Here is a 15,418-nt window from a genome sequence, read left to right on the forward strand (position 1 = left end):
AGTATAAAATAAAGTGCGGATATTGTCTAAAATAGTATAACAAATTTAATTAATCGTGATGATTTTACATTTAATACTGTCTAATTTAATTTGAAAAAAGTTAGTTAAATTAATTCGCTAAACAACACTCTTCTTTTACACCATTTTCTCCCCTCCGTCGTAATCTTCCATATCCCTGATTTGTTTTTATATCACCAAATGTTCCTTCTGTTTCACTGCTTCTCTTATTTATTAGTTTTTTTCCTTCTTCGCTTTCCAGATTCTCTCTGACCTCTTTTTGATATTCCTCTAACTGGTAGTTATGATTAATTGTTCGTCCTGATTTTGATTTTGTACATCTGCTTCTTAGTGGACACCCTTCACAGTTTTTATTTCTAAACAGAAAATTTAATTTCTCATAATCACTTCGTTCATCAATTGTGACTTTTTCTAATTCAAATTCATGTCCTGCCGGACATATGAATCCTCCTTCTTCTGTCCTTTTCATATGGTTTTTTTTAAATCTGTTTTTATCATTTGTTTTTTCTTTCTCTTTGTAATATCCACTATATTTCATATACAACTCGATATTATGTTCTTTACAGTATGCATAATTTTCATAACTTCCGTATCCTGCATCAGCCGGTGTTTTCTTAGGATAACATCCATATGCTTCATAATATTTTTCCATAAATGGTATATATGTATTTATATCATTACCGTCACTGCTGATATAAATATTTCTAATTATTCCATCGCTCACGCCTATTTGGATATTATATCCCGGTTTAAATACATTTGTATGATTATAATAATCATATTTCATATGCATAAAGGTTGCATCAGGATCTGTCTTGGAAAAACTGTTCCTTTCTCCCAGAATGTCCATATGAATTGTATATTCAAACATCTTCATCGCGTGTTCTTTTAATTCATCATATAATTTTTGAATATCACTTCTTCTTTTGCCCCTGCCATGTACAAAATCAATATCTTCATCTTTCATGTATTCTTCTATCCTATCACTGATATTCAATAAATAATCGATACTTGGCTCTTTTAGTAATGAATATCTTAGATTGATATTATTTTTCTTAAAATATCTATTGATTCTGTCAATACACTGATTAGTCTTTTTCCAGCGTTTAGTTCTGTTTCTGATCGTATTAGCACGCCAAACAAAAGTATTTTTATTAGCATTAGCTTCATATTTAGTCCCGTCGATACATAGGACATCAGTATTGATATTCATCTTTTTTACAATATACCTGTTGATTTCATAAAAAATATCATCGATAGACATCTTTAAATCATCATTGATGAATCTTTGGAAAGCCATATGGCTGGGACACTGATTCTTAGCGATAAACATATATCTAATATCAGTTTTACAAAGACGTTCAAGGCGTCTGGTAGAAGCATAGCCGTATTCAGCTTTAGCAAGCAGAACTAAAACGAACATCATAAAGGAATCATAACCATGTGTATTTCTGTGAGAGAAGTCGACATACTTATTTATATTTACCTCCCGAGCGACTTCTAAAACAGTTCTACAAATATCATCATGGGGAACATCTTTTTCAAAAGAAAAAGAAAAATCCAGTAGCAAATAAGATTGAAATGAGTTATAATTTGAAGTGTTAATATTAATATTTGACATGAAAATATTATACCAAAAAAACGCTCGCTTGAGCGCTTTTTTTGTTTTATGAAGCTGTAAAATAATTATTTACTCGTTACAGCCCCTTTTTGGCGTAAGATAAACTAATTAATATTGTTGGCAATTTAAACAACAATATTGGAATTCTTCAAAATTTTCTTTCATAATATCTGGATAACTTTTTTGTTTTCACAATTAGAAATCGTCTATCATGTAACATAAATTTTGAGCTAAATCTTCTTGTGATAAATATATAATTGTGTGATATTACTCAGTTTTATGATTACTGACCTATCTTAAAAATAAATCATTTTTATTTATCTATTAAATGAATTTAACATTATTGGATAATTACGATAGTAACACAACTTTGATAAACAGAATGACTACAAGATAACATATTTATTAATATGTAGATAATATACGATTGCTTTAATATTAGTTTGTGGAAAAACACGAGCTAATATTTCTTTATAATAATCCATTTGTGGTTTATGTAACGATTTCAGTATATCATCAGAAGTGGTTTGTTTAATATTATCGGTTTTATAATCAATGATCGTAACATCATTATCATCAATGCAAATGACATCGAAGATACCATGAATAATTTGACCATCTTCCAACATTGAAAATTCTTTTTCTTTATATAGATGTTTGGTATTACACATTAATTTAAATACATCACTATTTACAAAATTTTTAAAATAATCATAATATTTATTAATTATTTGCCATGATTCTGCATCATAAAGACCAGATTCTTTTAAATAAGTTAGATTGGTATCTAAATCTAAATCAGGTTTAATATCAAGATGTTCAAGAACACTATGAATAATAGTACCTCGCGTAGTTGGAGCAATATTAGAATCATCGATATCATAGCTTACATCTTCAAAGATGCGATCACCATCTTCGATTTTTCTCGTGACAGCAATTGCTTTATCTGAATTGATCAAGTAAGGATATTTAAAATTATTGTAACGGTAATAGTCGTTTAAATTAAAAATTGTTTCTTTTTTATTGGTGATGATGATTTGTCTTTCAATTTCTTCATGGCTAAATATTGTAATTGAAAATTTACTATGTTTAGTATTTTCCTGAATTAAATTTTTACTTTTATTAATCATGATAGTTTGAAAATTATGTTTGATCTCATCAATTATTTCGTCAGTATTTTGATTATTTAATAATTTTTTGTTAAGACCCTGATTAATAATATCATCATGGGACATTAAAGATATGCCCAACCAGTCCAAATAACTATTCTGTTTTCTCGCATTATCATATAGAATCACTTTGTCTTGACAACGGGAATTAATAATCATGTCATTATAATTGTTAATTACATATTTTTGCCATTTAATGATATCTTGGGGCTCTTTAATTAAACCAGTTAAAATAAGTTTTTGAGAGGCTCTAGTTAAAGCAACATAAAAAATGCGCATTTCTTCATTTATAGCTTCGTTAGTCTGATAGCTGGCGATTATTTTACGATACTTATTTTCATATTCGATGACAACATTTTGGTAAGGCTCAAGCTGTTGCTTTAAGCGCGGTTTGATTGCAATACCTAATTTTTTATCACTGATGATTCTTTCTCGGGCATCCTGCTGGTTAAATTTATTTTGAAGATTTGAAACAAATACAACAGGAAATTCTAATCCTTTAGATTTATGAATCGTCATAAAAGAAACAACATTATCATCATTGCTGGCAACCATTGCTGGAGACATATTTACACCATTTTTCATCATTTGATCAAATTTAGTGACAACTGTATGTAAAGAATCATCTTTCATTTCTTCCATTTTATGAAGCAGTAATTCAAGATTTGCAATCCTTTGAACACCATTTATTAAAGAGGCAAAAAAACTTAAGTATTCACTATCTTGATAAAATTTATTTAGGCCTTCTTTTACAGTATGTTGATTAAAATATTGGCGCATACCATGGTAATAATCAATGAATTTTTCTAGGTTTTGATAATTCGTTTGCTTTGTTTCAATATATTTTATTACATTATCATACATAGATAGACTATCATCGCTTCTAATAGCAGCGAGCATATTTTCATCAAAACAGCTAATTACAAAATTTCCTTTTAATAAACTAGTAAAAGCAATATCATCTAAATGATTATCAAATGCTTTTAAAACATTGATAATGCTAATTATTTCGGGAGCTTGTAAAAAACCTTGGGATAAAACAATATGACTAGGAATATTATATTGCGAAAATATTTTTTTAAATGCAATAAAACTGCGAGTGTTGCGCATTAAGATGACAATATCTTTATAATTGGTAAGTCGCGTAGTTTTATCAAAATTATCTAATTCAAGCTTACCGACAATATCCTGGATCTTTTTAGCAACCATTTTTGCTTCAAGTTCGGCGTCACCTGAACTTGTATTAGTTTGATATGATAGAAGTACTTCACTAGTAAACCGTGTTTCTTCATCAAGGCGTTTTGTCGCTTGTTTTTTTACTTTAGATAAGTCACTTAATTCTTGGGCACCTTCTTTTCTTAAAAAATCATAATTTAATTTAGCACTCTCATCTAAATAATAATCAAGACCACCAATGTTGGTATCCATAATTTGATTAAAAATATAATTAACACTGTCAAGAACAATTTTATTAGAACGATAATTAAATTTAAGATCTATTCTTTTTGTATTAGGAAGGTGATTAAAAGTTAAATATTTTTCATTGAAGATTTCGGGATCAGCTTCTCGAAAGCGATAAATTGATTGTTTCATATCTCCAACCATAAAACGATTTATTTTAGGCTCTTTTAAATCAGCAATCTTATCGATCAAAGTTTCTTGTATTTGATTAGTATCCTGATATTCATCGATCATGATTTCTTTTAACTGTTTATATAATAAATCAGCAATACCATATTTTGGTTCTAATAATTCTAAGGCATTAGCCTCTAAATCATTAAAATCCAAAATATTATGATTTTGTTTATACTCTCTATAAGCTTGTTTAAATTCTTTTAAGTAAGCAACAAGTTTTTCTAAAGGAACGATGGATGATGATAAAGTTGATTTAAATTCATCAAAATCATCATAAACAAGATCTTTAAATTTATCTTTATAAAATTTCACAATATTATTTTTAAGACGATTATATTCTGTCTTATATTCTTCATTATCATCATTAAATAACCCTCTACTATCATAGCTTTTAATTAAAGTAGCATTACTAGCGATGATTATTTTATCTATTTGATTACTATTTAAAGCTTCAATAACATCATGATAGTACTTTAGATGTGTGTCAAACGGGCTTGGCAAATCAGCCTTTTTAGGTTTATCAGGACCAAAAGGGTTTTGATAATAAAATGATAAATTATGATCACTAGCAAAAGCGGCTAGTTCATAAACTTTATTTAAACCCATATTAGCCTGCATTTTTAATAATTCGATAATCTTTTGATTAATTGGCCAAGAATTATAGGCATCATCATTACCATTGATGATATGTTGATAGATCGTGGTTTTAATTTCTTCAAGATAATTATCAAAATTGTAAATGGTGTTGCTTAGATTTTCAAATTTAAAAATAGCATTTTTAAATTTACTGAAATAATATTCAGGAAAATATGTACTCATAAATTCAATAAAAGCTTCATCATTACTCCATTTTTGAATACATTGATCAAGAATTTGGTGTTTGATAATAACTGGATCGGTACAAATATCAAACTTACTGTTTAAATTAATTAAATAACCATACTGTTTCAATAAAGTGCTGCAAAAGCCATGAAAATTAGTGATATAAGCTTTAGGTAATAAATGCTTTTGTTTTAATAAATGTACTTTTAGTGATTCAGAAATATTTTCTTGAAGACGTTTTTCTAATGCTGTTTGTAAACGCTGTTTCATTTCTAGGGCAGCAGCATTAGTAAATGTCAAAACTAGTAGTTCATCCACGTTATAAGCATCTTCTTCAATTAAGGCCATGATACGATTTACTAAGATCTTTGTTTTTCCTGAACCAGCAGGTGCCGAAACCAGAATTGAACAGTTACGGGTAATAACAGCTTCATATTGGCCATCATTTAATGAGTTAATCGACATTATTAACTTCCTCCTTGATTAAATATTCAAGATTTTCAGTGTTTACTAATGTATAGTCATTATAGAAAACATCAAAATTACATAGACTTCGATAATTACAATAGTTACATGGATTTACTTTGGTATGAGTCGTGGCATCATCACTTCCCTTAGGATTAATTTGGATATTACCGGAAATAAGTTCTTGATATAATTCTTGGATGTGCTTGTTGACATAAGCTAGAAGACGTTCAAAAGAAAAACTACTTAAAATATTTCCTTTATAACAATCGTCTTTTTTAACAAACTTAGCTTTAATAACCGTCGATTCTTTTTCGATAGAATTATCAATAGCTTCGATTACTTCTTCATTTACATAACCATTCATCTTGTATTGTTTAAAAAAGTTAATACTATTTTCTTCCTCGGTTATTTTTAATGAACTGGCAAGAATTCTTTTTTTAGTATTAAAATATAGTAACGCGCCTTTATCTAGCTTCATTTGTTTTGTTAAAGCGTCCAAATATAGCAGCATCTGAATATTAAATCCCTGGATAGCTAAAGAAATATCAAGATCTTTATTACTGGATTTATAATCGATGATTTTTAAATAATTATTATATTGATCAACGCGATCAACAATGCCATTAAATTTAAAATCATGATAATTATAATTTATTTCTACTTCATTATTAATAATTTTAAAATCAGTAATTTTCATTTGATTAATTAATACAATTATAGTATTAATTAAATCTTCTTTGATCATTGTAATAATAAAATGATTAGTACCATATTTTAATTTATCATTTAAACCATTAATGTCAATGTATTCATCAACATGTTTATTAATCAGTTTTTTTATATAACTATGATCAATTTTTTGCACAGCATGACTATCTTTAAATAATGGTGAGGTTTTTTCTAAAACATAATGAGTAATAGTTCCAATTTCATTGATTTGAAAAAGAGGTTGTTTAAATGGATAAATTTTTAAACCGTACTGATTAAAATATTTATAAGGACAGCTGTTATATGTTTCTAGTTTACTTGATGAAAGTTGTGAAGAAAATAAAGGAATAGATAAATGATCTGGTTGATTGTTACTTTGTTTATAATGTTTGATTATGGTGTTTAATTGTTTAGAATCAGGATCTTGTTTATTTAAAAGATATAGTTTGTTTTTTAAGCTATGATGTAAATAATCGTTTTGAGGATCGATTTTTGTAATAGAAAACATTTGTGTTAATTGATTATATAAAGAAGATTTTAATAATGGTTGACCATCAATAGTAGCGTTACTAAAGCAAATTGCAGTAAAATTGGTATTACTGTTTAGTGCTTTTAAAATATTATTTTGATTTAGACCAATTTGATAATTTAAGTCAGGCAAATTTAATATTTGATAGTCTTGATCTAATAAGATACCAGTGTCTTTATACTGAGCTGGGACAATTGTTTCGTTTACACCAACTAAATATATATCTGAACATTCAAGAATGCCGCTGTAACATTGATTATAATTTAATAAGTAGAGGTGGTCACTACAAATTTGTTTATCTTCTTTTAAAACCGGTTTTAATTTTTCAACAAGATAATAAAAATCTTTTATTGTAAATGTTTGTAAACTAGTTAAATTATTAAAAAAATTGATCAATGCAGCCTGATTTTGACTATAAATAATTTCATTTTTTATAAACGATAGCATTACAGAGCTAAAATCAGTTAAAGTACAACAATTAGTAAAATTATATTTTGCTGTAAAAGGATCTTCAATAACACCAGTTTCTAAATAATTTTTTTTGATTATATCTAAATAATTAAAATCACTATAGCCATTAATAACTTTTGTTTCCAATAATTCAAGCAGATCATTATCATCATTACTGCAGCAATATTTAAGCCATGATAAACAAGCTTCAAATTCTTTGAAAATAATTGTTTTTTTAATGTTGTGAGGAATATTAAAATTATCAAGAGTTTCAGTAAGCAGCTCTAAATATTCTTGATTAGGATAATATATGGCAAAATCATGATAATGCATTTTATTATCGACGATTTTTTGATAGATATCTAAAACGACACTTTCAATTTGAGCTTTTGGGGTTGTCTGTGCTAAGCTGTATAAAGGTGTTTTATGAGGAAATTTTGGGGCTTGAAGCGAGAATAGATAGTTGTTTAAATGATTAAGATAAGAAGAATCAAAATTATCGAAATAATCATCACCTTTAATTTTTTTAAAAGGGGTATTTAAATCACGAGAATCATTACAGTCATTGATTAAAATAGTTACATCACAGTATTTATCGATTTCCTTTATTAATTGAAAACAGCGTTTGTTTAATATTTTTTCAGTTATAAAAATATAGTGATTATTTGCAATGTTATTATTTATTTTATTAGATAATAATTTTTCATACTGATAACATTTAAAATCAGGAATTTTTTTTAAAAGCAGTTGATAGAGTTTAATGATCGTTGTTATTTTTTCTTTAGATAGTAGCGGTAAATTATTTAATTGTGGGTCGTTGATTTCTTCTAGGTAAAATAAGTCAAATATATTTATTAACTCATAAATTAAATGCATCTTATTTTCTGTATTAAAAAGATTATTTGAATCTTCGATCAATTCTTTAGTAATTAATATTTTTTCTAATATAGATAATTTTTCATATTGATAAAGATGATAATTATCTAAGAGCTTTTTCAATAAATTATTATAATTAATAATTTTTAAATTAAACAAAGTATCAGTATATTTAAAAAAAGCTTCTTCAAAAAATAATGGATCATCAACAATAAAATAATATTCTGAAAAAGGATTATTTTTAGCAGCTTTTATACTATCAATAATTACTTTTTTTATTTTTAAACTGTATTCTAAACCACGATATATTTTCATTTACTAAACCTCCGTACTTTTTATTCTATCATATATTAAATAATTATGCTTTAATAAATATTCAAAGATCAATAATCTAATAAGTATTATTAAAAGAAAAATTTAATATTTTTGATACAAATAATTTTTGAAATATTCACAAATCAATAAATATCTTAAAACATAAATTACAAAATAGAATATATTAAGTTATGTTTATTAAAATAAAAAAGAGAAACTAGTTTAACTAATTTCTCTATATGCCAATTTAATGACATGACCCAATGGGTTCATTTTGCCCAAATTATTTAACTGTTACGTTTTGAGCTTGTGGTCCACGATCAGTTTCGTTAATGTCAAATTCAACGATTTGACCTTCTTCTAAAGTTTTGAATCCTTCAGCATTGATAGCTGAAAAGTGTACGAAGATATCTTTTCCATCTTCATCATTAGTAATAAATCCAAAACCTTTTTCCTGATTAAACCATTTAACTTTACCTGTACTCATTCACTGGTACCTCCTTGAAAGATGTGCAAAAAGGAAATACTCTATGTAACTCTAAATCACAAATATTGGATTGCGCCGGTACATAAAGGAATACAATCTTCTAATACTTGTGATACTTTGAAAATTATATTGCTACTTTTGCCCTTTTATATTACCACATTTTTTTAGATAAAGCAAATTGTTTAGGTAAATGCTTTGATTTTTTGTTTAGGATATGCATTAGTAACTAAAATATAAGAAGAATTTATGAATTATAATATTGAGATTAAATGCTTATTAACAATAGATTAAAAACATGTTAAAATAATATATAGCAAAATTATATAAAGAGCTAATGATAAGGATTCGAATGGTTTTTATGAAAAGTTTGATAATTTGAATTAGCTAGAAGTATGTGAAAACTTTGAAAATTTAAGTAGTTATCTTTTTTAGAAATTAATATGTTTGTTTAGTCTTAGAAATTAGTATAAGCAATATTTTAATAGAGCACATAATGACTTTAATAATAAAGATATTTGTGTGTTTTAATATACTTATTTAAATAGTGAGTTAAATAAGTTTATTGTTTTAAAAGTAAAATTTTTTATTAATGATGTAATAACTGCTATATTTAATTTATAAAATTTAATATAGGTTACAAACTTAAAACTCAGCATACTTAAAGATGAAGTATAGTAAAAATATTTAAAGTTGTTAAAATCATAAATATGGGTTTATTTCATATATTTCAATTCTTTATATTTTTTTACCGTAATCAGCCACGGTTTAAATGGTTGATAGAAAGGAGAAGGTATATTTATAGATAGCTAATGCAGTGGTTATTTATAATATACTAGAAGATAAATATGCCATTTATTTCATTTACGACAAATCATAAACTAACTCTTAGACAAGAGAATGATATTGCTAAAAAGACAGGTGAATTAATTACGATCTTACCTGGTAAAAAAGAGGAAAATTTAATGCTTCATTTAGAAGATAATCAAATTATGTATTTTAGAGGTGAAGATATTCCATGTATGATGATAGCTATAAAATTATACAAATCAATTGATTTTGAAGCTAAAAAGAAATTCACTGAAGAACTAATAAAAATGATCAAGGATACAACTAATATTGATCCTAAAGATATATATGTTTCATTTGATGAGTATCAAAATTGGGGAAAGCAGGGAACGCTTTTCTAGTTAATATATAGTAATCAATTACTGTATTTTGGTAATAGAATAAATTTTAAAAGATAAGAGATGATTTTGACTATCAATAACTAAAAATAAGAGATTTCAAAAACTGTATATTTATCAGCGAATAAGAAATCTCTTTTTTATTTTGTATTAGAAATTGGACGGATCAATTTTATTTTTGATAATGAGTGATTATAACTAATGTACAGTAATTGTAAAATAATGGTTAAATGTGAATAGTTGGTCAAAAAGGAATGTTGAGGATTAATTTATAGTAAAAAAGAATGATAAATATTTAATCTGGCATCATTTAATACATCTTTAAATATAAGATGTATATAAATTTAAAAAGTAATTAAGTAGAAGAATAATTATTTTTAATAAGAAAGTTCAAAATTTTGAATTTTTTATTTATTATTTTTTTAAATGTACCAAAAAATTAATGTATATAACCAGTTGATATTTTACATATTTGAAGAGATAAAGTAGAATTAAAGTACTGGAGGAAAATGTATGGGAGATATTAGCAATGGTACAAGAATTTTGTTAACAGAATATCTTTTAAAGAGATTAACGGATGAAAATCATGCTCTTTCTAGAGATGAGCTGATTTTAAGAATAGGTGAGTTAGGAACTAGCATATCAAGTAATACTATTAAGGCTGATATTGAATCGATAAAATCATTCAACGATATTATTAATGATCATCAAGATAAATTATTAGCACCTTTCAATGCTTCTGAAAGTGGAAGAATTGAGTATACTACAAAGCAAAAAAGGGGTGCATTTGTTGAAAAGACATTTTATAATGATGTCGAATTAATTGTATTAACAAGGCTATTACGGAAGTGTTTATGTTTAGATAAAAAAAGTAATTCTAAATTAATTGAAAAGGTATTGTCGGACACATCATTACATAAAATCAATCAATATCGTTTATTAGATGATTTAAGTGATGAAGATTTTCAAAATAACACTCTTACTTATTTAGATAAAATAATTAGTGCTGTAAATAATTTTGCTTGTGTATCATTTAAACGATTAGATTATGTTGTAAATGAAAATGAGTTAAAAGAAGTTATAGCTAATAAAGCTGTTTTGATGTTTCCAACTAATATTGATATTATTGATAATCAACTTTATATGGTGGGATATCATATTAATAGTGGTGAGAATTTAGAATTAGAATATTATCGTATTGATCGTTTGGCTGAATTGAGGGTGGTAAGAACGCCTAAATATGTCCAAAATAAAGTTGCGTCATTTAAGGATAAAATTTGGCAGTTTAATGATCCTCTACATATTGCAAAGAACGTCTTAGTAAATTTACAAATTAGAGTATATGCAGTTAATAGTAATAAAGTTTTTGAAATGTTGCGTGATCGTTTTAAAGAGAGTGCTTTTATAGTTAACCAATTTCATCAATTTGTAGATATTTCGATTGAAAATGCTATTTATGATGAAAGTCTTGTAGGATGGTTTTTACAATTAGCTAACTATATTGAAGTTTTTAAACCGTTAGAATTAAGGGATAAGATTAAAGAAGAAATTCGGGTAACCAAATAATTTAGGGGGAAAGCCAAATTATTTGGGGGTCAACTTTAGGGGGCTAAAAAAAAGTCCGTTGAAATTTAGGGGGCACTTTAGGGGGCAACCTAAAAAATATATGAACAGGTTTAAAGGAACAACCTTTCGTTACCATTATTATCAGTGATATAAATAAAAGAATTGATGATTTCCTGTTTATGTTTTTTTAATAAGTCAGAAAATTCTCTAAACATAGCTAATGATGAATGAGAATAAAGAATAATCAGATCATTTAAAAGAACAGCGACTTTGTTTAAATCCTTTTCTTTTGTATTGTTGAATTCAATATATTTTTCCTTTAGACGTCTTATATTCATAAGATTATTATCTAGTTGAAAAAACATTTTTTCGTAGTCATAAGTGTTTAAATAGGCTTTGAGCTTATGATTATATTCTGGTCTATCATGATAATCTATATTCTCTACATTTTTTAATAACAGCCATTTAAAGTTGTTGAGTAAATACACTTCTTTAGAAGCAGGCATGTTTTTAAAATCTAAGGGTCTGTTATGCTTTTTGCAGGATTCTTCATAGAGTTTTTTATCTCTTACCAGAAATTTCTTTTTGATGTCATTGATATAGCTGTTGATTTTTGTAAGGATCCAAGAAATAACATGAAAACTGTCAATAACAGCTATACTGTTAGGAAAATAGCGTTTTGTATAGCTGATATAGGGGTTATACATATCACAGATAAGATATCTGACCTTTTTGCGTTCATCTAAAGATATAGACAAAAAATAAGCATTCGTTGTTTCTTCCCATCTGTTGGGGAGAATATCGACAATGTCTAAGGTATTGAAATCCATGAGGACCAGAGCATAGCGATGTCTGTAGTCTATATCTAAAAATACTTCATCAACAGATAGGATTTCAGGCAGAGGAAGACGTTTAATATCCAAATACTGAAGAAAAATATAGTGGACAGCAGTATCAGAGATATTATATTTTCTGGCCACATCAGCAGTAGTGATATGAATGTTTTTCATTTCGTTAAGGATCATATAAGGGGTAATATTGGAAGACTGTTTGTATTTACTGATAAAGTTAAATTGATCATTGAAGTAAAGATTGCATTGAGGATTGGTACATCGCCATTTTCTTTGAGTAACATAAAGTATCAACTGATAACCGTCCTGTAAAATTGGATGATTGATCTTTCTGATATATCTGCCTTTTGAATGCATTCTAGAAGAACAGGCAGGACAATATTCAACTTTAAGAGATTTTTCCAAATGGATTTCTTTAACATTTTCATTAATTAAAACTTTGGTAATGATAATATCTTTATCTTCAATATTTAAAAAATTCATGATATCATTATTCATATAGTTCCTTTCATAGTATCTAGACAATATCAATGATAAAGGAACTAGAAAAAGAAACAACAACTAGTTAATTCTAGCTGTTGTTTTTTAATGGATATTTTGTAAGTCCATCCCCCTAAAGTTGCCCCCCAAAGTAGACCCCTAAAGTTGAGACCCCTAAATTATTTGAATAGCCAGAAATTCGTAAAATGAATATGATGTATCGTAGTTAAAGAGTTCGAAAAGAGCTCTTTTAAATTTTTGTAAATAAAAATTTAAAGAGAAAATTATTATTTGTACCAATTTCGATTTTAAAATATTAATAATAATTCATGCATATTTGTTTTCTCTTTCATTCATGTGTTAATTCTTCTATTTCATCAGTAACAATCATTCGCCAAACTCTATACATTTTTTTATATTTAATTTTACATGATTGCGATTATAGGCATTAATTATGGTTTTTTTATTTGATTTACTTATTTGTAAATCTGATCTTAATAACTTCATCCATTTTTATAAATGATAAAATTGAAAAAAATTTAATAAATATTATATAACTTTATTCAACAAAACACGCTGATGCACAAAATTCATTATATGAACATTTTGATAACAAATTAAATGCAATACTTAGCAAAATTGTTAAGTAAAAATTGATATATTTATTTATAACTCCTATTTAGCAATTTTGCCAAGTAGGCGCCTTATTCAGCTTCGCTAAAGCATTAAAAGTAAAAAAATTGTTATGGTTAATAACTACTGACAAAATAATACAGAAAATAAATTACCTAACAACTCATATCATGATATAATAAGAAAAATCAAGAGAGGTGTTTATATCGATGAAATGTTATTTAATGAATCAAAATAAAAAAATAACTTACATGGAATATGATGAAGACAGTAATACTATCTCCCATATCTATGAAATTATCAATATTGATTATTCTCCTTTATCTTTATATAACGCTTATAAAGATAAATCCAAAAATCTAAAAAAAGAACTAAACAATTGGTTTAAGGGAAGGGGCATTCCTTCTTGGAGAAAAGATATAGAAAGACTATTAGAACGTCTAAATATTTCTTCCACTAATGAATTATTAAATAAGGCTTATGCCCTATCATTAAGCGACCAGTACTGGATAAAACCTGAAAATGAAAATATTAGTTGGGAAGATATAAACTTTTTCAATAATGATTTTAAATACAAAGGATATTTAATGGTATCTTTAAGTTCATCTCAAAATATTAAACCGGAGATATATTCTCCAAACAATACAACAGATGGTATGCTCCAAAAAGCATGGATAATAGAAGGTAAAAATAGAATACTAGTTAAAAGTACTTACACTGCAAGTAGACAAGAGCCAATCAATGAATGGCTTGCATCTGCCATATGTGAAAGATTAGGATTTGAACACTGTCATTATGATATTGATATTATCGATAATAAAATAGTGTCCAAGTGCATTAACTTTATAAAAGATGATGAAGAGATAATAACTGCTATTGATGTTTACAGATCAAAAAAGAAAGAAAACCACATTAGTGATTTTGAACATTACATTCAAATATTAGAAGAACATAATGTTTCTAATGCAAGGCAAGAAATTGAAAATATGTTTTTTCTTGATAGCTTAATTTTAAATAAAGATAGACATATGAAAAATTATGGAATAATCAGAAATGTAAAGACGTTAGAATGGTCTAAAGTAGTACCGATTTTTGATAACGGACAATCAATGCAATGCGAAAAATTAACATATGAAATTGACTTTACTAATGATTATGGTAAATTTTTTTCAAATGTAAATAAAAGCTTTAATGATTACCTCAATTATATACAAGATCCTTCTAGATTTGATTTAAGTAAATTAGACGGTATTGTTATTGAGTTCAAAGAAAAATTAAAAAAATATCAAATGTATACGGATATGAATTCAGAACGAATAGATAAATTGTCAATTGAATTTGAAAAAAGAATAGAACAAATGAATATAATGATTGATGGCATAATCAAGAAAAGGAACTTACATAAGTCTACTGAATTTGTAGAAATAAATACAGATATTGATGAAATGGAAATGTAAAGAAGCTTAGCTTCTTTTTTTATTTATAATAATATTTTCAATTTCTTTTTTATCATTTTTACTTGGCAATTTTGCTAAGTAAGCTCTCTATTCAGCTTCGCTGAAGCATAAAAATAACATATTATTAAAATCAAAAAATTATATATCAA

The 15,418-nt window shown here is 26.4% G+C and carries 8 protein-coding genes; 3 read left to right on the plus strand and 5 right to left on the minus strand.

Annotated elements, in window-relative coordinates:
- Window positions 1-109 precede the first annotated feature (109 nt).
- The 4 genes from OC535_RS11605 to OC535_RS11620 all read right to left on the minus strand — a co-directional run bounded on the left by OC535_RS11605 (window position 110) and on the right by OC535_RS11620 (window position 9,098).
- On the minus strand, window positions 110-1,639 hold the full coding sequence (locus tag OC535_RS11605) for an IS1182 family transposase (protein WP_498823895.1): 1,530 nt from the start codon (window positions 1,637-1,639) through the stop codon (window positions 110-112).
- 386 nt (window positions 1,640-2,025) lie between these two features.
- Window positions 2,026-5,730, minus strand: coding sequence for a UvrD-helicase domain-containing protein (locus OC535_RS11610; protein ID WP_498823896.1), 3,705 nt, complete (start codon window positions 5,728-5,730; stop codon window positions 2,026-2,028).
- Window positions 5,720-8,611: a PD-(D/E)XK nuclease family protein gene (locus OC535_RS11615; protein WP_498823897.1), complete on the minus strand. Its 2,892-nt coding sequence runs from the start codon at window positions 8,609-8,611 to the stop codon at window positions 5,720-5,722. The genes OC535_RS11610 and OC535_RS11615 overlap by 11 nt, the downstream gene beginning before the upstream one ends.
- 283 nt (window positions 8,612-8,894) lie before the next feature.
- Window positions 8,895-9,098 (minus strand): cold-shock protein, encoded by a 204-nt coding sequence (locus OC535_RS11620; RefSeq protein WP_024722687.1) that lies wholly within the window; start codon window positions 9,096-9,098, stop codon window positions 8,895-8,897.
- Window positions 9,099-9,943: 845 nt separating this feature from the next.
- Between OC535_RS11620 and OC535_RS11625 the strand changes: the two genes are divergently transcribed.
- Entirely contained in the window at window positions 9,944-10,285 is a 342-nt protein-coding gene (locus tag OC535_RS11625; protein ID WP_024722688.1) for a phenylpyruvate tautomerase MIF-related protein, read from the plus strand.
- 510 nt (window positions 10,286-10,795) lie between these two features.
- Complete coding sequence (locus OC535_RS11630; RefSeq protein ID WP_498823898.1) at window positions 10,796-11,848, plus strand: hypothetical protein; 1,053 nt, start codon at window positions 10,796-10,798, stop codon at window positions 11,846-11,848.
- 110 nt (window positions 11,849-11,958) lie between these two features.
- On the opposite strand, the gene OC535_RS11635 is transcribed toward OC535_RS11630, so the two are convergent.
- Window positions 11,959-13,197, minus strand: coding sequence for a transposase (locus OC535_RS11635; RefSeq protein WP_498823899.1), 1,239 nt, complete (start codon window positions 13,195-13,197; stop codon window positions 11,959-11,961).
- 824 nt (window positions 13,198-14,021) lie between these two features.
- Between OC535_RS11635 and OC535_RS11640 the strand changes: the two genes are divergently transcribed.
- Entirely contained in the window at window positions 14,022-15,269 is a 1,248-nt protein-coding gene (locus OC535_RS11640; protein ID WP_498823900.1) for a HipA domain-containing protein, read from the plus strand.
- Window positions 15,270-15,418: the final 149 nt, after the last annotated feature.

Origin of the sequence: Clostridium sp. Marseille-Q5894 (assembly GCF_946902305.1) — a bacterium.
In the GTDB taxonomy this organism is placed as follows: domain Bacteria; phylum Bacillota_I; class Bacilli_A; order Erysipelotrichales; family Coprobacillaceae; genus Thomasclavelia.

Coding starts and splice junctions, on each gene's coding strand:
- OC535_RS11625 (WP_024722688.1), top strand. CDS start 9,944: ATGCCATTTATTTCATTTACGACAAATCATAAACTAACTCTTAGACAA.
- OC535_RS11630 (WP_498823898.1), top strand. CDS start 10,796: ATGGGAGATATTAGCAATGGTACAAGAATTTTGTTAACAGAATATCTT.
- OC535_RS11635 (WP_498823899.1), bottom strand. CDS start 13,197: ATGAATAATGATATCATGAATTTTTTAAATATTGAAGATAAAGATATT.
- OC535_RS11615 (WP_498823897.1), bottom strand. CDS start 8,611: ATGAAAATATATCGTGGTTTAGAATACAGTTTAAAAATAAAAAAAGTA.
- OC535_RS11620 (WP_024722687.1), bottom strand. CDS start 9,098: ATGAGTACAGGTAAAGTTAAATGGTTTAATCAGGAAAAAGGTTTTGGA.
- OC535_RS11605 (WP_498823895.1), bottom strand. CDS start 1,639: ATGTCAAATATTAATATTAACACTTCAAATTATAACTCATTTCAATCT.
- OC535_RS11640 (WP_498823900.1), top strand. CDS start 14,022: ATGAAATGTTATTTAATGAATCAAAATAAAAAAATAACTTACATGGAA.
- OC535_RS11610 (WP_498823896.1), bottom strand. CDS start 5,730: ATGTCGATTAACTCATTAAATGATGGCCAATATGAAGCTGTTATTACC.